The organism is uncultured Allofournierella sp. (assembly GCA_944382705.1).
GTDB lineage: Bacteria > Bacillota > Clostridia > Oscillospirales > Ruminococcaceae > Allofournierella.
Genome location: CALWNE010000032.1, coordinates 23,180 through 42,988, shown reverse-complemented (window position 1 = coordinate 42,988; position 19,809 = coordinate 23,180). Strand labels below are relative to the sequence as shown.

Annotated in this window: 18 protein-coding genes; 10 read left to right on the top strand and 8 right to left on the bottom strand. The window is 57.1% G+C overall.

Annotation, left to right across the window (positions count from 1 at the left end; all coding sequences use genetic code 11):
- Nucleotides 1-122 precede the first annotated feature (122 nt).
- A complete protein-coding gene (gene secA, locus ACH2EM_RS04340; protein ID WP_395150883.1) occupies nucleotides 123-2,942 on the bottom strand; it encodes a preprotein translocase subunit SecA in 2,820 nt (939 codons plus the stop codon).
- Nucleotides 2,943-3,255: 313 nt separating this feature from the next.
- Here secA and ACH2EM_RS04335 point away from each other — a divergent pair, with 313 nt between their 5' ends.
- Complete coding sequence (locus ACH2EM_RS04335) at nucleotides 3,256-3,906, top strand: hemolysin III family protein (protein WP_395150882.1); 651 nt, start codon at nucleotides 3,256-3,258, stop codon at nucleotides 3,904-3,906.
- Between the two features lie 75 nt (nucleotides 3,907-3,981).
- On the opposite strand, the gene ACH2EM_RS04330 is transcribed toward ACH2EM_RS04335, so the two are convergent.
- From ACH2EM_RS04330 to ACH2EM_RS04310, 5 genes are all read right to left on the bottom strand, one after another.
- Nucleotides 3,982-4,629: an HAD family hydrolase gene (locus tag ACH2EM_RS04330; RefSeq protein ID WP_395150881.1), complete on the bottom strand. Its 648-nt coding sequence runs from the start codon at nucleotides 4,627-4,629 to the stop codon at nucleotides 3,982-3,984.
- 29 nt (nucleotides 4,630-4,658) lie between these two features.
- Nucleotides 4,659-5,171 carry a QueT transporter family protein gene (locus tag ACH2EM_RS04325; RefSeq protein ID WP_395150879.1) on the bottom strand — a complete coding sequence of 171 codons (513 nt, stop codon included), beginning with the start codon at nucleotides 5,169-5,171 and terminating at the stop codon, nucleotides 4,659-4,661.
- Between the two features lie 196 nt (nucleotides 5,172-5,367).
- Nucleotides 5,368-6,243 (bottom strand): DegV family protein, encoded by an 876-nt coding sequence (locus ACH2EM_RS04320; protein WP_395150878.1) that lies wholly within the window; start codon nucleotides 6,241-6,243, stop codon nucleotides 5,368-5,370.
- A 5-nt stretch (nucleotides 6,244-6,248) separates the two neighbouring features.
- On the bottom strand, nucleotides 6,249-6,746 hold the full coding sequence (locus ACH2EM_RS04315) for a tRNA (cytidine(34)-2'-O)-methyltransferase (protein WP_395150877.1): 498 nt from the start codon (nucleotides 6,744-6,746) through the stop codon (nucleotides 6,249-6,251).
- A gap of 3 nt (nucleotides 6,747-6,749) precedes the next feature.
- Complete coding sequence (locus ACH2EM_RS04310; protein WP_395150876.1) at nucleotides 6,750-7,574, bottom strand: pyridoxamine kinase; 825 nt, start codon at nucleotides 7,572-7,574, stop codon at nucleotides 6,750-6,752.
- Between the two features lie 275 nt (nucleotides 7,575-7,849).
- On the opposite strand from ACH2EM_RS04310, the gene ACH2EM_RS04305 reads away from it, so the two are divergent.
- The 8 genes from ACH2EM_RS04305 (at nucleotide 7,850) to ACH2EM_RS04270 (ending at nucleotide 16,473) form a co-directional block, all read left to right on the top strand.
- Entirely contained in the window at nucleotides 7,850-8,044 is a 195-nt protein-coding gene (locus ACH2EM_RS04305) for a hypothetical protein (RefSeq protein WP_395150875.1), read from the top strand.
- Between the two features lie 376 nt (nucleotides 8,045-8,420).
- Nucleotides 8,421-10,316, top strand: coding sequence for an aminotransferase class I/II-fold pyridoxal phosphate-dependent enzyme (locus ACH2EM_RS04300; RefSeq protein ID WP_395150874.1), 1,896 nt, complete (start codon nucleotides 8,421-8,423; stop codon nucleotides 10,314-10,316).
- Between the two features lie 317 nt (nucleotides 10,317-10,633).
- Nucleotides 10,634-11,470 carry a transporter substrate-binding domain-containing protein gene (locus ACH2EM_RS04295; protein ID WP_395150873.1) on the top strand — a complete coding sequence of 279 codons (837 nt, stop codon included), beginning with the start codon at nucleotides 10,634-10,636 and terminating at the stop codon, nucleotides 11,468-11,470.
- A gap of 67 nt (nucleotides 11,471-11,537) precedes the next feature.
- Nucleotides 11,538-12,383 (top strand): transporter substrate-binding domain-containing protein, encoded by an 846-nt coding sequence (locus ACH2EM_RS04290; RefSeq protein WP_395150872.1) that lies wholly within the window; start codon nucleotides 11,538-11,540, stop codon nucleotides 12,381-12,383.
- Nucleotides 12,384-12,482: 99 nt separating this feature from the next.
- Nucleotides 12,483-13,202 (top strand): amino acid ABC transporter permease, encoded by a 720-nt coding sequence (locus tag ACH2EM_RS04285; protein WP_395150871.1) that lies wholly within the window; start codon nucleotides 12,483-12,485, stop codon nucleotides 13,200-13,202.
- Complete coding sequence (locus ACH2EM_RS04280; protein ID WP_395150870.1) at nucleotides 13,189-13,911, top strand: amino acid ABC transporter ATP-binding protein; 723 nt, start codon at nucleotides 13,189-13,191, stop codon at nucleotides 13,909-13,911. Before ACH2EM_RS04285 ends, ACH2EM_RS04280 begins: the two co-directional genes overlap by 14 nt.
- Before the next feature lie 309 nt (nucleotides 13,912-14,220).
- Nucleotides 14,221-15,624: an ROK family protein gene (locus ACH2EM_RS04275; RefSeq protein ID WP_395150869.1), complete on the top strand. Its 1,404-nt coding sequence runs from the start codon at nucleotides 14,221-14,223 to the stop codon at nucleotides 15,622-15,624.
- Nucleotides 15,625-15,831: 207 nt separating this feature from the next.
- A complete protein-coding gene (locus tag ACH2EM_RS04270; RefSeq protein ID WP_395150868.1) occupies nucleotides 15,832-16,473 on the top strand; it encodes a hypothetical protein in 642 nt (213 codons plus the stop codon).
- Nucleotides 16,474-16,745: 272 nt separating this feature from the next.
- Here ACH2EM_RS04270 and ACH2EM_RS04265 read toward each other — a convergent pair whose 3' ends face one another.
- Nucleotides 16,746-17,657 (bottom strand): L,D-transpeptidase, encoded by a 912-nt coding sequence (locus tag ACH2EM_RS04265; RefSeq protein ID WP_395150867.1) that lies wholly within the window; start codon nucleotides 17,655-17,657, stop codon nucleotides 16,746-16,748.
- Nucleotides 17,658-17,682: 25 nt separating this feature from the next.
- Complete coding sequence (hemW, locus tag ACH2EM_RS04260) at nucleotides 17,683-18,774, bottom strand: radical SAM family heme chaperone HemW (protein ID WP_395150866.1); 1,092 nt, start codon at nucleotides 18,772-18,774, stop codon at nucleotides 17,683-17,685.
- A gap of 157 nt (nucleotides 18,775-18,931) precedes the next feature.
- Between hemW and ACH2EM_RS04255 the strand changes: the two genes are divergently transcribed.
- A complete protein-coding gene (locus ACH2EM_RS04255; RefSeq protein WP_395150865.1) occupies nucleotides 18,932-19,663 on the top strand; it encodes a Bax inhibitor-1 family protein in 732 nt (243 codons plus the stop codon).
- The last annotated feature ends 146 nt before the right edge of the window (nucleotides 19,664-19,809 follow it).

Sequence of the window (19,809 nt, the reverse complement as noted above, 5' to 3'; positions counted from 1 at the left end):
AAGTTGCCAAAGGCAGCGCAAAATCTGCCAACTGTGAATAAAAACAAAAGCATCCGCCGAAGATAACTCGGCGGATGCTTTTTTGTTTGCTTTAGGTAAGTGCAGCAAAGAGCGGGCAGACCTTACAGGTCGGGGTGATACTCCTTGCAGGTGCACTTTTTCCACTTTTGGCCGCTGCCGCAGGGGCATTCGTCGTTGCGGCCGATTTTTACCACCTTGGCAGGGCCATTGCTGCCGCGGCTGGGCACGGCGGCATCACCGGCGGGCTTTGCAACCTGCTCCCGCTTTACAACGGTGGAGGGGTCCACCGGCTGGGCGTCCTGCTGGTCGGCACCGGGGGCCTGGCCGTTGGGAGCGGCTGCGGGGTTGGGCTGAACCTTCAGCTGAATGGTCAGCAGCATACGCACGGTGTCCTCTTTGATGCTGTCAATCATGGCGTCAAACATCTCAAAGCCTTCCATGCGGTATTCCACCACAGGGTCACGCTGGCCGTAGCTGCGCAGGTAGATGCCCTGGCGCAGCTGGTCCATGGCGTCGATGTGGTCCATCCACTTGCTGTCCACATTGCGCAGCAGGCACATACGCTCCAGCTCACGCATGATGGGAGCGCCGAACATCTTTTCTTTGTTATCCAGCACACGGTTGCCCCGCTCCATAAAGAAGTCGATAACATCCTGCTTTTTCAGGGTGGCAAGGGCTGCATCGTCGTAATGCAGGTCGGTGTCCAGGGTCAGCCAGCCCAGGTAATGGAGGCGCAGGGAGGTCAAATCCCATTCGCTGGGTTTATCCCCGGCGCAGAAGCTCTGCACACTGGCCTCGATGTTGTCCTTCATCATGCTGCGAAGGGTTTCCTTCAGGTTTTCGCCATCCAGAACCTTGCGGCGCTGGCCATAGATGATTTCACGCTGCTTGTTCATAACATCATCGAATTGCAGCACATTTTTACGGATGCTGAAGTTTTGAGCCTCCAGCTTTTTCTGGGCACCTTCGATGGTGTTGGTAATCATCTTGTTTTCGATGGGGGTATCGTCGTCCAGGCCCAGCGTGTTCATCAGGCCCTGTACACGGTCGCCGCCAAACAGGCGCATCAAATCGTCTTCCAGGCTCAGGAAGAAGTGAGAGGTACCGGGGTCGCCCTGACGGCCGGAACGGCCGCGGAGCTGGTTGTCAATCCGGCGGCTTTCGTGCCGCTCGGTACCAATGATGTACAAACCGCCGGCAGCACGCACCTCCTCGGCCTCCTGGGCGATGGTGGCCTTGTGGTGGCTGAGCAGCTCCTCATACCGGGCACGCACAGCCAGAATTTCCTGGTTGTCGGTCTCGGCATGGCCGTCTGCCTCGGCAATCAGTTCCTCGGCATAGCCTTCCTTGCGCAGCTGGGCCTTGGCCAGATAGTCGGCGTTGCCGCCCAGCATAATGTCGGTACCACGGCCTGCCATGTTGGTGGCAATGGTAACGGCACCCTTTTTGCCGGCCTGGGCTACGATTTCGGCCTCTTTTTCGTGGTTTTTGGCGTTCAGCACATTGTGCTTGATGCCCTGGCGGCTCAGCAGCTTGCTGAGCAGTTCGCTCTTTTCGATGCTTACGGTACCAACCAGAACAGGCTGGCCCTTTGCGTAGCACTCCGCCACCTGACGGATCACCGCATCGTACTTGCCCTGTACGCTCTTGTACACACTGTCCGGCTCATCCTTGCGCAGACGGGGCTTGTTGGTGGGTACGGTCACAATTTGCAGGCCGTAAATTTCCAAAAATTCATCCGCTTCGGTTTTGGCGGTACCGGTCATGCCGGCCAGCTTTTCGTACATACGGAAGTAGTTCTGGAAGGTGATGGTGGCCAGGGTTTTGCTTTCGGCGGCAACCTTAACCCCTTCCTTGGCCTCGATGGCCTGGTGCAGACCCTCGTTGTAGCGGCGGCCAATCATCAGACGGCCGGTGAACTCGTCCACGATGATAACCTCACCGTCCCGCACCACATAGTCGATGTCACGCTGCATCACGCCACGGGCCTTGATGGCCTGGTTGATGTGGTGGGACAGGGTCATGTTGGCAGCGTCCGAGAGGTTTTCCACATGGAAGTAAGCCTCGGCCTTTTCGATGCCGCTCTGGGTCAGGGTGGCGGTCTTGTGCTTTTCGTCCACCACATAGTCGCCTTCCACCTGAGCGTCCTGGTCTTCCTTGTCGTCCAGTTCTGCCACTTTGCTCATCTTCAGGGTTTTTACAAACTGATCCGCCTGCTGGTACAGCTGGCTGGAATCATCGCCTTTACCGCTGATGATGAGGGGGGTGCGGGCTTCGTCAATCAGGATGGAGTCCACCTCGTCCACGATGGCAAAGTAATGGCCCCGCTGCACCATATCCTTTTTGTATACCACCATGTTGTCACGCAGGTAGTCGAACCCGAACTCGTTGTTGGTGCCGTAGGTAATATCGGCCTGGTAGGCGGCGTGGCGCTGGCGTGCGTCGATGCCCTGCACAATCAGGCCCACCGAAAGGCCCAGCCAACGGTACAGCTTGCCCATCCACTCGGAGTCACGGCGGGCCAGGTAGTCGTTTACAGTAATAACATGCACACCTTTGCCGGTGAGGGCGTTCAGGTAAACGGGCAGGGTGGCCACCAGGGTTTTGCCCTCACCGGTCTGCATCTCAGCAATGCAGGCACGGTGCAGCACAATACCACCAATAATCTGCACAGGAAAGTGCTTCATGCCCAGCACACGCCAGCTGGCCTCACGGCAAACGGCAAAGGCGGTGGGCAGAATATCATCCAGGCTTTCGCCCTTGGCCAAACGCTCTTTCAGAGCGGGGGTCATGGCCTGCAATTCCTCGTCGGATTTAGCAGCCATCTCGGCTTCCATTGCAACCACCTGGTCTGCAATGGGGCGAATACGCTTCAGCTCTTTATCCGAAAAGGTACCAAAGATTTTGTCTAAAAATGCCAAACTCGATCACTCACATTCTACATTTTAAGCATTCTTGGAAAACGCTGGTCGGTGTAAGATCGGCGATTCCCGGCGGGCAGAGCAGCAGTGTACGGTAATTTTGAGCTGAAAAAGCTACAAAATACCCCACGGATGCTATGCACCCATACTACTTCATTTTAATATAATACAACATGGCAGGGCTTCTGTAAAGGAACACCATGGCCCAAACTGTGAAATTTTTTGTTAACATTGCATTTTACGGCATGAACGGTTATAATAAATGTGAAATATAGTATTTAAAACTAGATTAAATAGGGAGGGAGGCTACTTCATGAGCCGCTATTTTGCAAAAGGGCGGGAGCCTGTAAGCAGTTATACACATTTTTGGGGTGCCATTGGAGGGCTGGCCGCAACCGCATTGCTGGCGGTGCGCAGCATTGTGCAGGGCAACAGCGGGCTGGTGCTGGCAGGGTGCCTGTTGTTTGGTCTGTCGCTGGTGGCGCTGTATTCTGCCAGCAGCGTCTACCACTATGCCCGGTGTGCGGCCCCCGGCCTGCGGCGGCTGCGCAAGCTGGACCACGCTATGATCTATGTGCTGATTGCGGGCAGCTACACCCCCTTTTGTGTGGCTTATATGCAGCCGGGCCGCCGGGAACTGTTTTTGGGCGGCTTGTGGGTGGCTGCGGTGCTGGGGATTTTGTTCAAGCTGGTTTGGCTGGACGCCCCCCGCTGGATTGGCACGCTGATTTACCTGGCCATGGGCTGGTCCATCCTGCTGGATTTTTCCTCCTTTGCATCCATGCCGGGGGCCTGCCTGGCCCTGGTGGCTGCGGGCGGGGTGTGCTACACCGTTGGGGCTGTGTTCTACATTGCCAAATGGCCCAACATCAACCAGCAGTGGGGGTTCCACGAGCTGTTCCACCTGTTTATTCTGGCAGGCAGCCTGATGCACTTTTTGGCCGTTTTTCTGTTTGTGGCATAAACGGCATAAAATAAGAAAAAATTCCCCAGTGGGTGCATGGCATCCCTGGGGAATTTTTGTTGTATTTGAGAGAGTTTACAGCCCCAGCATACCCGGCAGCAGGCTAAGGGTTTGCAGCACCGGCGCACCGGTGGTTTGCAGCCGCTGGGCGCTGTGGTGGCCCTGGGCGCAGAGCACGCACTGGGTGCCCATGGCCTGGGCGGTTTCAAAGTCATGGAGCGTGTCCCCAATCATGACCACCTGGGCAGGGTCGATGGATTGGGTGGCCATAAACCGCAGGCCGGTTTCCACCTTGCTGTGTGCGTAAATGTCGTTCTGGCCGAGCAACTTATCAAAAAAGCCAGAAAGACCACGCTGGGCCACCTGCTCCTCCAGGACAGACTGGGGACTGGCGGACAGCACCACCTGGGGAATCCCGGCGGCTTTTAGGGCGGTAAGAGCCTGCAATGCACCGGCGCACAGGCCGCATTGCTGGGCGGCGGGCAGGTAATGCTCCATGTAATCCTGGGCCAGCACATCAAAGGGATGGCGGTCAAAATCAAACCCGGCAGTCCGGTAGTAATCCCGTACCGGAAAGCCAAAGATGGAACGGTACTGATTTAAATCGTACCGCTGGGCATAGCCCCAGCGTTCCAGCAGCTGGTTCAGGCACTGGATGCAAAGGTCCAGGTCGTCCAGCAGGGTGCCGTTCCAATCCCATAAAATAAGGCGGGGAGGATTCATGGTGCGCTCCTTTTTGGTGTAAAACGCTCTTATTCGGTAAACAGCCGGCGCAGAGCAGGTACCCGCTCAATCAGGCAAACCAGGGCAACACCCAGAATGGTGCAGCTGATGATTTCGCCCACGCCAACGGTAAAGCCGTTCCACAAAGCGGCAGGCAGGGTTGCCTCAGCTTCGGGAATCAGGAAGGTGAGCATGAGCGCACCCACAATGATGGCGTTGGATACCACCGGGGGCAGGCTGGGCACAATGGCCAGCTTCTGCTTGCCAAAGCGCACATTGCGCAGCAGGTAGGTAACCACACAGGCCAGCAGGGTGGCTGCGGTGCCAAACACCACATCCATCAGGGTAGAGCCCAGCAGGTTGGACAAAAAGCAGCCCAGGGTAACGGCCACAATGTATTCCGGGCCGAACACGGGCAGCAGGCAGAGTGCCTCGGCAATGCGAACCTGCACAGCACCGTAGCTGAAGGGAAGAAAGACCAGGCACAGCACAGTGTAGATGGCTGCCACCATGGCACAGCGAACAAGGCGTTTTGTATTCATAGTTTTATTCTCCGGCAGAAAGATTTTATCCCCACAGAACTGCCAACGCTGCGGGGGTGGGCCCAGCCAGAAGGCTGGGAGAGCCTAAAATCATAAGTTGCTCTGTGCCGTCAAACACTGCGGCACCCCGGTATTTTAACAAAAAAAAGGCCCTGGGGCAAGCCCCGGGGCCAAAACTTTTTGCAAAAAACAAGGTTTATCGACGAGGAGCGCCGTTGTACACAATGGCCAGGGCATCCGGGCCGGTGTTGCTGGCGATGGCGGCACCCAGCTTGAATACATGGTGGGGTGCGCAGCCAAACTCCTTTTTGCATTGCTGAACCAGGTCGTCCACAGCGTCAATGTCGGTGCAGCCGATCATGTAGGAGAAATCCTCGCCCAAATCTGCGGCACGCTCCTTAACCAGCCGAATCATGGCAGCAGGTACGCCTGCATCGCCCCGCACCTTGGCCTCCACCGAGCTTTTGCCGTCCACCAGGCTGATGATGGGCCGCAGTCCCAGCAGTTCGCCGGCAAAGGCAGCAGCGGCAGAAACACGGCCGCTTTTTTTCATGACCTTCAGGCTAAAGGCAGAGAGCACCACCTCGGCACTGGCGAATGCCTTGTTCAGCAGGCTGAGCACATAGTCCATCTCGGCACCGTTGCGCAGCAGCCGGGCTGCCTCGCACACCGGCCAGCCGTATACAAAGGAGTAGGTGTGGCTGTCCACCAGATGAATGCGCAGGGTGTGGTCCGGGCGTTCCTCCCGCAGAAGGTCCTGGGCCATGACGGCGGCATCGTAGGTGGCACTGCCCCCTGCATTGATGGTCACATGCAATACATCGGTATATCCCTCGTCCACATAGCGGCAGTACTGCTCGCAGAACTGCATGGCGGTGATGTGGGCGGTGCTGGGGGTGCCTTTTGCCTCTCGCAGCATCTGGTAGTACTGGTCGAAGGTAAAGTCTTTGCGCTCCACATAGCTCTGGCCGTCCAGAGTAATCACGAAGGGCAGGATGTCAATGCCATATTGTTGTTCCAGGTCTGCTGGAATGTCACAGGCAGAGTCGGTTAAAACGGCGATTTTACGCATCTGTATCACTTCCATTCATAGTTCGTAAGTTGGCCCTGGTCCTCCAGGTTTTCAAAATCCCACTGGCGCAGTACCTCATACACACCCACCGCCACCGAGTTGGAAAGGTTTAGGCAGCGCACCCCCTTGCGCATGGGCAGCCGCACACAGCTGGACTGGTTTTCGTACAGCAGTGCTTCCGGCAGGCCGGCATCCTCCCGGCCGAACACCAGATAGCTGCCGTCGGGATACTGCACATCGGTGTGCCGGTGGCAGCCCTTGCTGGTAAAGTAGTAGTAGGGGCCCTGGGTGCGTTCAAAAAAGTCCTGCAAACCATCGTAATAGGTGATGTCCAGCAGGTGCCAGTAGTCCAGCCCGGCCCGCTTTAAATGTTTGTCGGTTACTTCAAAGCCCAGGGGCCGCACCAGATGCAGCCGTGCGCCGGTTACGGCACAGGTGCGGGCGATGTTGCCGGTGTTTTCTGGGATTTGGGGCTCCACAAGTACAATGTTAATGGTGGGCATGGGTCAGTTCCTTTCGCACAGGCGGCCCAGCAGCGGCTCGAACCAAACGCCAAAGGCGGGTTCGGCGGCGGGGTCGGTGTTTTGGATGGCTTCGCTTACAAAACCGGCGGCGGCGTCCACCGCTGCGCTCAGGGCGTTGCCCCGCAGAAGGGCACCGGTGAGCACCGAGGCAAACAAATCGCCAGTGCCGGGGTAGCTGCGGTTTAGGCGCAGCCGTTTTACCAGAAAGCGGGTTCGGCCATTGGAACCGGCACAGGCCAGATACTTGGCCATGGGCAGACCGGTGACCACCGCCTGCTGCAAGGTTTGGCTCAGCTCGTCCGCCAGGGCCTGGGCCTGCTCTGGGGTGAACTCACCCTCCTGATAGGGTTTGCCCAGCAAAAAGCAGGCCTCGGTGAGGTTGGGCAGAATCAAATCCGCCTGGCGGCACAGGCTGCGCATACCCTCCACCAGGGGCTCCATACCGGTGTAAAAGCGGCCATGGTCCCCCAGGACCGGGTCCACAATTTTAAGGGCTTGGGGCCACAGGGCAAATGCCTGCTCCACCAGCTCCTGCTGCTGCGGGCTGGAAAGATAGCCGGAATAGATGCAGTCAAAGGTAAAGCCCAGTTTGTGGTAGTGCTCCAAAGCCGCCTGGCCATGGCCGGGCAAGTTATGCACCACAGGCTGGCCCAGCCCCCCGGTATGGGAAGAAAGCAGCACGGTGGGCAGCATCACAGGCTGATGTCCCATAGCAGCCAGAACCGGTGTTGCCACAGCCAGGCTGCACCGGCCAATGCCGGAAAGGTCATGGATGCATAAAACGGTTTTGGGTGCAGATTGTTTCAAAAAGGTCACTCCTTTGCAAGATGCCCCCGGCGGGCCAGCGCAGCTGGAATTGGTACCAAGGGCAGGGGCGGCAGCAACGGGAAGTTTATCCCTGTGCAATGCCGCTCCATGGACGAAAATTCGATTCAGTCTGTTTCAGTTTAGCACAAAAACTGCTGTAAAAAAAGATGTATGCACCAATAAAAGCAGGAAATACTAGCTCTAACGCCTGGAAATCGCCACAAACAGCCCAGGCGAGCGATGGGGAACACTTCCCCGCAAAGGAGGGAAAACGCATGAATAAAAAAACGATGATGGCCGCAGGTGCGGCCGGTGCAGCCGCTGCCATGATGGTAACGGCGGGTGCCGTGAGCATGGCCTCCACCGGCAAAAATGGCCGCAAGATGAAGAAGGTAGCCAAAAAGGTGGCCAAGGGTGCCGAAAAGGCCGTAATGGACCTGGATAAGATGGTGGGCCGGTACTACCACTGATGCAAAGGATGGGAGAAGCGCTAGGATAAACCGAAGCAGTCCCCAGCCTGCACACAGCGGCAGCACGCCCCAACACTTTGCGCAAAAAAGGTTGCCTTTGCAGCTCCACCACAAAAAAGTCTCTGCCTGCACACCGCTGCGGGCAGAGACTTTTTGTTTGCCGGGGCTGGTTTTTTGCCATGCTCAAAGGGGTATGCCGCCTGCGGCAAGCACTGGCCCAATGGCCGGGCTTTCTGTGCAAAAACCATGGCTGGATACCATTTCTGCCCAAGGCGTGTTATAATGAAAGTTAAACATCCGGCAGGGGGCAGTGCCGCCGGCCGGGCTTGTTCGGTTTGTATTTACCATTATATATTTTAAGGAAGAAGGAACCAGCATGAAACAAACAAGCACACTGATTTTGGAAGGTGGTGCACTGCGGGGGATTTACACCTCTGGTGTGCTGGATGCACTGATGGAGCAGCAGCTGTATCTGCCCAATGTGGTGGGGGTTTCGGCAGGTGCGCTCAACGGATTGAGCTACCTGTCCGGCCAGCCGGGCCGCAGCCGGGATATTAACCTGACCTATGTTCACGACAAGCGGTATATGGGCCCTTCGCATCTGCTCAAGAGCTTTAGTTTTTTTAATTTTGACTTTGTATTTGGAGAATTAAGCCAAACTCTGCTGCCCTTTAATTACCAAAAATTCTATGCCTCCAGCCAGACCTTGTGGGCGGTGGCCACCAACTGCCGCACCGGCAAGCCCATGTTTTACAGCAGCAAGGAGATGGGCGAGGGATTTTTTGACGCCTGCCGGGCCAGCGCAAGTATGCCCCTGCTGTGCAGCATGGTAAAAGTAAACGGTGATGTGTGCCTGGATGGCGGCATTGCGTGCAGCGTGCCCCTGCCCCAGGAGCTGCCCTTTGAGGCGGGCAAGATTGTGCTTGTGCTGACCCGGCAGAAGGGGTTCCGCAAAAAAAGCCAGGGGGCTGCGGTGGAAACCATGTACCGCCGCCGGTATAAAAACCACCCGGAATTGATTGATGCCTGCCTGAACCAGGCAACGGAGTACAACCGGCGGATGGACCTGATTGACCAGCTGGAGCAGGAAGGCAAGATTTTTGTCATCCGGCCCCAAACACCGGTGCGGGTGAGCCGCACCGAGCGGGATGTACACAAGCTGCGCAATTTGTATGAACAGGGCTACCGGGAAGCCATGGAGTGCATGAACAATCTGCGGGCCTTTTTGGGCCTGGAGCCGCTGCCGGAGCTGGAACAGCCCCAGCCCATTGGGGCCGACCGGCTGCACAATCCCCTGGGAATGCCGCCGGCGGTGCGCAAAGCGGCCCAGCAGGCAGTGGGCAGCCCGGCAGAGCCGGACAGCAAGGCCCTGCGCCAGGCCATTGCCCAGCGGTATGACCTGCTGGCCAAGGCAATTTGTGTGGAGGCAGGCCGCAGCCAGCTTTTGTGGAAGGTGAGCCGGGCCATCTGCCCCCAAAAGGTACTGGTGGTTGGCCCCGGCATGGCCCAGGATGAGGCACTGCTCAAACAGGCTGGCTATGAAGTGGAAACCTGGCTGCCCGCAACGCCCCAGCAGGGGCTGGACATGGCCCAGCTGGAACAGCGGCTGCAAGGCGTAGGCATGGTGCTGGCTGCCAACCCCGGCTGGGGTGTGCAGCCCAGCCGGGAGCAGTGGCTGACCCTGGCCGCTGCCTGCCACAAGGAGGGCAGCTGGCTGGTGGTGGATGAAAGCCTGCTGGAGCTGACCCATCAGGCCCAGGAGCACTCTCTTAAACAGGATGCCATTTACTGCCCTCAGCTACTGGTGATGGATGATTTTGCCGCCAGCTTTGGGATGGAAGGGCTGCCCATTGCCTGGTGCGTGTGCGGCGATGGGGATTTTCGCAGCAAGTTGGGCAGCTGCGGCCCCCAGCAGCTGGTGAGTGCACCGGCCCAGGCGGCGGCCCTGGCTGCCATGGAGCAGGAGGAAAGCTATCTGGAGCAGGCCCGGATTGTGCTGGATTGCCAGCAAACCAATCTGGCAAAGGGGCTGGTTGCGGCAGGGTATGAGGTGCAGCTTTGCGCCAATGGCACCCTGCTGGTGCAGGCAGCCACCGCCCAGTGGGAGCAGCTGGAGCAGCAGGGATTGGTGGCCGGTGAGGTTTGCCCCTGGGATGCCCAGGGCAAGCAGTGGCGCATTCTGGCTGTATACACCGAACAACAGGCTGGCCGGGTGCTGGCGTTGATGGAACAGCTGGCCCAGGAGGAACAGACAGCGGGTTTGAATGCATAATAAAATGAATATTTAATAAAAATATACATTTTTGACAGGCTGCCAAAACAAGATGAGTCTGTTTTTTTGCAAAAACAAAGGGTCGAATTGTGCAGGATGTCGGCTTTAACCCCCAATAAAAACCTGAGATAAGGCTGTTTTGCTGAAAAAAATGCAGTTCATAAAAATGCGTTGACAAAGCATAAATATACATATATACTAAATACACGGTCCAAGGCAGGGCAGGCAAGCAAGCATCCGTGCCCTGCCGGACATACCGGTTGGACTAAAAGTTTATGCAAAATAATCTGTGTTTTTATGAGGAGTGTAATCGTACCATGAAAAAAGTAATTGCTCTGGCCCTGGCCGCTGTACTGGCCTTGAGCCTGGCCGCCTGCGGCGGTACCAATTCCGAAAGCCAAACCAACAGCACCGGCACCTCTGCCTCCGGCTCTACCGCTCAAACAGGGGTGGACCTGTTCGGCGATCCCATTGCATTTTTGGAAGGCAAAAAGGTAGGCGTGCAGCAGGGCACCACCGGCGACAAGTTCGCCAGTGACCTGGACTGCCAGGTGATGCAGTTCACCAAATATGCCGACGCTGTTACCGCACTGGAGCAGGGCAAGGTGGATGCCATTGTAATTGACCAGCAGCCCGCCCAGGCTTTTATAAACCAGAAGGACAATCTGGCTGTGTTTGAAACCCAGCTGACCCAGGACGAATTTGCCATTGCGGTCAAGAAGGGCAACACCCAGCTGGCCGAGCAGTTCAACCAGGCCATTGCGGAAATTAAGGCAGACGGCACCATGGATGCCATTCTGGATAAGTACATCAACGGCACCGAGGGTGCCCAGGGCTATGTTACCCCCGAAGGCACCCAGTACCCCAACGGCAAGCTGATTATGGCCACCAACGCCACCTATCCCCCCTACGAATACCTGCAAGGCGAGGAAGTTGTGGGCATTGACCCGGAAGTAGCCAAAGCCATCTGCGACAAGCTGGGCTACGAGCTGGTAATCCAGGATATGGAGTTTGACGCCATTCTGGCAGCGGTGAACAGCGGCAAGGCAGATTTTGGTGCAGCAGGCCTCACCGTCACCGAAGAACGGCAGAAGAATGTGGATTTTACCGACACCTACTCCCAGGGCATTCTGGTTTGCATGGTCAAGGAGTAACAGCACACCGCTGGCTCACCCTGCAAACGGGTGAGCAGAGGGAGATTCAACAAGGGGGAATTGTGTTATGATGAAAAAGTTTCTTTCCCTGGGTCTGGCAGCGCTGCTGGCTTTGAGCCTGGCAGCCTGCGGCGGTACATACTCGGCTGGAGGTTCCACGGTGAATTCCGCACAAAGTCAGGCAGGCTCCCTTTCCGGCACAGCCTCGCTGGATCTGACCGCTGACCCGGCGGCCTACCTGGAAGGCAAAAAGGTGGGCGTTCAGCAGGGCACCATTGGCGATACCTTTGTTTCCAACCTGGAATGCACCCCGGTGCAGTTCACCAAATATGCCGACGCTGTGAGTGCGCTGGAGCAGGGCAAGGTGGATGTGGTGGTGCTGGATAAGCAGTCTGCTGCTGCCTTTATGGGGCAAAAACAGCAGCTGGCAGTGTTTGAAACACCCCTCAGCAGCAAAGAATTTGGCATTGCCATCAAAAAGGGCAACACCCAGTTGACCGAGCAGTTCAACCAGGCCATTGCCCAGCTGCGGGAGGAAGGCACCCTGGACTCCATCCTGGAATACTACCTGAATGGAGACACCACCAAGGGTTACACCACCCCCGAAGGCACCCAATACCCCAACGGCAAGCTGGTTATGGCCACCAACGCCACCTACCCGCCCTATGAATATCTGGACGGAGAGGAGATTGTGGGCATTGACCCGGACATTGCCAAGGCTATCTGCGATAAGCTGGGCTATGAGCTGGTGATTCAGGACATGGAATTTGATGCCGTTCTGGCAGCAGTCAACAGCGGCAAGGCAGATTTCGGTGCTTCCACCCTTACCATTACCGAGGAGCGCCTCAAGAATGTGGACTTTACCGACGGCTACGCCGAAAGCGTGCTGGTTTGCATGGTAGCTGCTCAATAATGCTTAAGATAAAACCCAACAAAGCAGGGACCGGTATCGCCGGCCCCTGCTTTGCTGGTGTGCATAAACCATTATAACTTTAACCAAGGAGGAACTTTCATGAACAATGCCCTTGCTGAGTTCTGGGAGATTCATATTTACCAGAACTTTTTGGCCGAGGACCGGTGGAAATACCTGGTCAGCGGCTTGCAGAATACCCTCATCATCACCTTTTTTGCCCTGCTGATTGGTATTGTGCTGGGCGCATTGGTGGCGGTGGTACGGGTAAGTCACGATAAATCCGGCCGGCCCGGTGCTCTGCTGAAGGCACTGAACTGGGTATGCAAGATTTACCTTACCATCATCCGTGGTACCCCTGTGATGATTCAGCTGCTGATTATGTACTTTGTTATCTTTGGCAGCGTGAACATCAGCTCGGTGGTGGTGGCTTGTTTTGCCTTTGGCATTAACTCCGGCGCTTATGTGGCCGAAACCATCCGAAGCGGCATTATGAGCATCGACCCCGGCCAGATGGAAGCGGGCCGCAGTCTGGGCCTGCCCTACGGCACCGTGATGAAAACCATCATTCTGCCCCAGGCGGTCAAAAATGTGCTGCCTGCTTTGGCCAACGAGTTTATTGCCCTGCTGAAGGAAACCTCGGTTTCCGGCTACATCGGCCTGCGGGACCTGACCCGTGGCGGCGATATCATCCGCAGTCAAACCTGGGATGCCTTCCCCCCGCTGCTGGCGGTTGCGGTGGTGTACTTAGTACTGGTGCTGCTGATTGAAAAGGCAATTCATGCAATGGAAAGGAGACTGGCTCAGAGTGATCGAGGTTAAAAAACTGCAAAAAAGCTACGGCCCGGTACAGGTGCTCAACGGCCTGGACCTGACCATCAACAAGGGGGACAAGGTGGTGCTGGTAGGCCCTTCCGGCTGCGGCAAATCCACCTTTCTGCGCTGCCTGAACCTGCTGGAAACCCCCACCGGCGGCGAAATTATCTTTGAAGGCCAGCTGGTAAACGGCCCGGATACCGATATTAACCAGCTGCGCCGCAAGATGGGCATGGTGTTCCAGCATTTCAACCTGTTTCCCCATCTGACCGTAAAGCAAAACATTACCCTGGCACCTGTAAAGCTCAAGCTGAAAACCCAGGAGCAGGCCGACGAGCAGGCCATGAAGCTGCTGGAGCGCATTGGCCTGGCCGATAAGGCGGATGTATACCCCAACCGGCTGAGCGGCGGCCAAAAACAGCGCATTGCCATTGTGCGTGCCCTGGCCATGGACCCGGATGTGCTGCTGTTTGACGAACCCACCAGCGCACTGGACCCGGAGATGGTGGGCGAGGTTCTGGAGCTGATGAAGGAGCTGGCCGAAAGCGGCATGACCATGGTGGTGGTAACCCACGAAATGGGCTTTGCCCGTGAGGTGGCCAACCGTGTTATCTTTATCAACGAAGGCCAGGTGCAGGAGGACGAACCTCCCGAAGAATTTTTCGGCAACCCCAAAAATCCCCGCCTGCGGGAATTTTTGTCCAAGGTGCTGTAACCCTGCCCGGCGGTGCAATCATCCCTCAAAACACTCGTACCCGTTGGGTGCGGGTGTTTTTTTGTGCAAGAGGCGGCAAAGCACTGGCGGCGGCACGCCAGGGGGCTATGAGCAGATTCCACAGGAAAATACTTTTCGGTTTGTACAATTTGAATCTTGATTTGCTAAAAGTGGATGAATGTGCAAATAGCGTGGCCGCTTGGCAATAGACGCAGCTTGGAGCCATGCACTACAATAAGGGCAGAAAGAAGCCCTGCCCCGGTCCAAAAGGGTGGCGAGGGCGGTTTGTGATGAAAGGATGACAGAAGCATGAAGTTTTTAAATGTGGAAATCCCCGTCAAGAATCTGCCCCAGCTGGACGAGGGGTTTATCCCCCTGGGCCTGTTCTTTAAGCAGTATGCAAAGGGTGCCTCCAAGCCCCTGTGCATTGCGGTGGAGCGCAGCGGCGGCCAGATTGGCACCTGGGAGTGCAAGGTGTACGAAACCCCCGAAATGGAGCAGGCGGATGCCTACTATGTGGACCGGCTGGTAAAGTTTTTGCTGTGGAGCTGGGGCGGCTATAAGGTGTACATCTGCGGCAGCGAAAAGCTGGCCGGGGTAATTGCCGAGGCCTACTCGGCCAAGGGCAGCCGTGCCTTTGACAAAGAGTTTATGGAAAGCGTCTATGAGCAGGAATTCCAGGTGGTAAGCCTGCCCTACGACCAGAAGCCCGCTCCGTTCCAGAAAACCGAGAGCGTGGGCCGCCACACCAATGGCGCCCGCATCGGCTTTGATGCCGGCGGTTCCGACCGCAAGGTCAGCGCTGTGATTGACGGCGAAACCATTTACAGCGAAGAAGTGGTCTGGTACCCCAAGGTGAACACCAACCCGGACTACCACTATCTGGGCATTTTGGCTGCCATGCAGACCGCCGCTGCCAAGATTTTGGAAAAAGGCCGCAAAGTGGACGGCATTGGTGTTTCTTCCGCTGGCGTATATGTAGACAACAAGTGCATGGTTGCCAGCCTGTTTTTGAAGGTAAGCAAGGAGGACTTTGCCGCCAAGGTAAAAAACATCTACACCCGTGCGGCGGAGGATTTGTCCCGTATTCTGGGGTATGAAATCCCTGTGGTGGTGGCCAACGACGGCGATGTATCCGCACTGGCCGGCGCCATGGGCCTGGGCGAAAACGGCATTATGGGAATTGCCATGGGCACCAGCGAGGCTGTGGGCTATGTGGATGGCGAGGGCAACATCTGCGGCTGGCTCAACGAGCTTGCCTTTGCACCGGTGGACGCCCAGCCCGACGCCATGGAGGATGAGTGGAGCGGCGACATTGGCTGCGGCGTAAAGTACTTTAGCCAGGATGGTGTAAACAAGCTGGCCCCCCGTGCCGGCATTGCGCTGGACGAGAGCGAGCCCCCCGCAAAGCGGCTGAAGGTGGTGCAGGCTCTGATGGAGCAGAACGACCCCCGTGCCATTCAGGTATACGAGAGCATTGGTGTTTACCTGGGCCACACCATGGGCCTGTATGCCCAGTTCTACGACATTCATCATGTGCAGATGATGGGCCGTGTAATGAGCGGCCGGGGTGGTGACATCATTCTGGAAACCGCTGCCCGTGTAATGGACGAGGAATACCCCGAACTGAAGTTCCGCCCCGAAGCACCCGATGAGATGACCCGCCGTGTGGGCCAGAGTGCAGCAGCGGCCAGCCTGCCCCAGGTAAAATAAGGCATTCAGGGGCTAAAACTATGAAATTTGCCCCCCTTACCCTGCGATTTTAAGCATAAGTTGCGGCTCGCCCCTTTGCGGGGCGGGCCGTTTGTGCTATAATGGCCAGAGGGTCTGACATCCGGCCCTTGTGAGGAGGGGTTCTGCGGCGGGGAAAAAACGCTGGCAGAGGCCCTTTGAAGTTTGCAGAGAGGGGGCAATTTGCCCATGAAAAAATACATTTGTTGGAGTTTGGCAGCCGTCTGCTATATGCTGGCCGCCGTCTCGGTGCTGGTGCCGGTCAGCAACTATGGCCTTTCGGTGGCACTCCGTGTGGGGGCTTTGCCGGTGCTGGTGGCGGCGCTGCTGCTTACCTCCGCCGCCCTGTCGGAAGGGCATAAGCCTGCCGCCGGGGTTGGCATCCACACCCAGGAACAGCCGGTGGGCACTGGGGTGGAATTTCCTGCCCATCTTACCCTGGAGCAAAAGTCTGAGGGCAGTTTGCGGGGGGCAGTAAAGGCCTTGGAGCAGATGCAAACGGTGTTTGCCGCAAACCCCATGGCGGCCTGGCAGCTGCGGCGCATTCTGACCGCCTGCACCGCCTTGCGGCAGCTGCTGGATAACGACCCTGCCCAGGCCCGCAATATGGCGGATTTTACCGTGCAGTACCTGCCGGTGGCTATGCAGTATCTTATAGGCTGCTGCCACCGCCTGCCCACCAACGGGGTAGAGGCCATGGCCCGCATTGCCTGTGCCTGTGAGCGGCAGCAGGATGCATTGGCCCAGGGCCTTTATGTAACCTTTGAGCAGGAGCACCAGCAGCTCCAGCAGGATTTGCTGGCAGGCCGGCAGGAGCAGCTGTATCTCTAAGAAGTTGACCCCAAGGCAATCCATCCTTTTTTGCCCTGGGGGAATCGGCTCGCAGATTTTGTGGGCCATAAGCCAAACACAACGGGGGATTTTTGCCGGATTGGCTTGTGCCTTTGGCTGCAATTTTATAAGGCCGCTGGGGCTGCACCCGTGGCATTTCAGGGAGTGCACTCCTGACCTTGCTTTTAAAAAGAAACAAACAACACCGCCTTCTCAAGGGAGAAAGCGGTGTTGTTTTGCGTTATGGCATTTTGCAAAGGGGTTATGCTGCCTTAACCACGGGTGCCCACAAGGGCGCTGTCGTGGCTCCAGCCTTGCAGGTCGGTGGGGGTCAGGTTTTGGGTGAACGCCTCGCTGGCTTTAAAGGCTTGCCAGTCTGCCTGGGCGGCTTCGGTGCGAATGGCGGTGCCGTCCAGATATTGGGTGCCCCAGGGGTTGGCCGGGTCCGGGTCGGTGGGATCCCATCCCCGGAGGGTCTCGTCGGTGGGGTCAATTTTAATGGTGTCCGGTTTGCCCAGGGGGCCGGGGTTTGCCTCATCGTCGTAGATGGCCACCGGGGTGCCAATGGGGCAGTTGGTGTAAATCCAGCGCACATCCACCACCGCCAGCCGGATGCAGCCCAGCGAGGCAATGGAACCCAGCTTGTTGAATTCATCGTATTCCAAATCGTCCTTGTGCTGGGTGTAGTAGGGTACCGAGTGGAACAGGAAGGAGCCGTGAATCCGGGTGGCATACTGGCCATAGCAGGGGCCTTCCAACAGCCGCCAGGGGTAGTTCACCGGGGTGGTCCAGTGGCCCACCGGGGTGGCACTGCCGCCGCTGCACACCATGGCCATATAGGGCTGGGTATAGCGGCCCTCCTGGTCGGCGGTGTAAACGGTTACGGTGTTGGCGGCCCGGTTCACCGCCAAAAAGTAGGGGTAGCCCTCCTGCACCGTTAAATCCAAATCCTCAAAGCCGGGCTGAGCGGTGAGCCAGGCCATGGTATCGGCGCCTGCCTGGGCCAGCACCTGCTGGGGGTCCGGGGTAGGCTCCGGCGTGGGGGTTGGCTGGGGTGTGGCAGTGGGGGAAGGGGCAGCGGAAGGAGCGGGCCCAGCCCCTTGGCTGGGTGCCTGGCAGCCTGCAAAGAGGCAGCAGCCCAAAGCCAGCACCGCCCCGGCAAGGTAAATTAAAAAACGACGCATAAAAACACCTCACAAATGCAAATCATCAGTCCATCAGCTGGCACAGAATGCTGTTTTGCACCAGCATACCCTGGGGCGTCAGGCACAGGCGGCGGCCCTCCATCCGGGCATAGCCCTGGCGGATGCATTGCTCCACAAACAGCTGCTGGCGGCGGCTTAGCCGGATACCCCACCGGCTGGCCAGCTCCTCCAGGTCCAGCCCGGCGGTCAGGCGCAGCTGGAGCATGAGATAATCCTGCCCATCACATTGGCCGTCCGCCACCGGCTGTGCCTCCGGCTGCAAAAACTGGCTGGTTTGGGCGGGCCAGTAAAACCGCTGGCCCTGCACGCAGCTGTGGGCGCCGGGGCCAAGCCCCAGGTAGTTTTGGCAGTTCCAGTACAGCAGATTGTGCCGCCCCTCAAAGCCGGGACGGCTGAAGTTACTGATCTCGTACTGGGCAAACCCGGCCTTTTGCAGCTGTTCCACCCCATACAGGTAAAAATCCGCTGCCTGTTCGTCGCTGGGCAGGTGCTGGGGCGGGTTGCGGCCAAAGGGGGTATCCGGCTCGATTTTAAGCAGATAGGCTGAGATATGCTGCACGCCGCCCTCTGCCAGCAGGTCCAGGGTTGCGTCAAACTCGGCCCGGCTGTACTGGGGCAGGGCCATCATAATATCCCCGGTGATGTTTTTAAAACCAGCCCGGCGGGCATCCGCCAGGGCCTGGCGGCTTTGCTGGGCTGTGTGGGGCCGCCCCAGCCGGGCCAGGCTTTCGTCCCAGGCGGTTTGCACCCCCAGGCTCAGCCGGTTGACCCCGGCCTTTAAAAAGCCCTCCAGCCGGGCGGCGTCCACCGTTTCCGGGTTGGCTTCCAGGGTGATTTCCGCACCGGGGGCCGGGCAGGCCGCTTGCAGCAGCTGGGCGACCTGAGCAGGGGTAAGCAGGCTGGGAGTTCCACCGCCAAAATAAACCGTATCCGGCTGGGGGCAAAGCTGGCCCAGGCTGCGGAATTGATGAATCCGCCCGGCGAGAGCGTCCACATAGGTTTGGGGAACCAGCTGGCTGCCCCCGGCAGAATAAAAGTCGCAGTACCGGCATTTGGCCAGGCAATAGGGAATATGAAGATACAAACCAAACGGCATGGGGGGAAAATCGCCTCCTTGTGTGCAGCAAACAAAACAACCGCCTGCCGGATAAAACTGGCAGGCTACTTTATTATAAAAGAATTTGATTTTAATTACAAATGCGTGTAAAATAAGCAGTGTACACGAAACTGTGTAAGAAAGGATGGGATATTTTATGAAGGAGTCAAACCGTTGGGATGGATTCTATCAGCAAAGCACTATTCCTTTGAGTGAAGGCTTTCGGTACGAGACCTTGAGCGACTACACCGCAAAAACCTTTTTGTGGATGTTTTTTGGTTTGTTAACCACCTTTGGCGTGGCGGTGGCTGCCTATGCCACCAACCTGGGGGCGGTGCTGTTTCAGGTGCCGGGTATGTTTTGGATTTTGGGCCTGGCAGAAATTTTGCTGGTGGTGTTTTTGAGCGCCCGGGTGGAAAAAATGAGCGTGGCCAGTGCACGGGTTCTGTTTTTTGTGTACGCCCTGGTAAATGGCCTGGTGTTCAGCTCCTATCTGTGGCTCTTTGAGCTGGGGGATGTGCTCATGGCCTTTGGTGCGGCCGCCCTGTACTTTGGTGCAATGGCTGCCTACGGCTACATGACCAAACGGGACCTTACCAGCTGGAAGCCCATGCTCACCTTTGGCCTGATTGCCATGCTGGTGGCAGGAGTGCTCAGCGCACTGTTCCTGGGTGGAACAAGTGTGGTGTACAGTATGCTGGGCGTGGTTCTGTTTGCCTGCTACACCGCTTACGATACCCAAAAAATCAAGGCAATCTACTTTGCCTATGCCGGCGACGAAACAATGTCTAAAAAGATGTCCATTCTGGCAGCCTTGCAGCTGTATCTGGACTTTATCAATCTGTTTTTGTATCTGCTGCGCATCTTTGCACGCTCCAACAACGATTGATGCCCCTGGCAACAAAAAGAGAAGGCGGTTTTGCCTTCTCTTTTTTTGTTGCCAAAGGGTGCGCAGCGGGAGTACAACTTTTTGGTATGGCTTGTGCTGGCCGGTGGATTGCACTATAATAGAACCATTGCAGATTTTGTACAAAA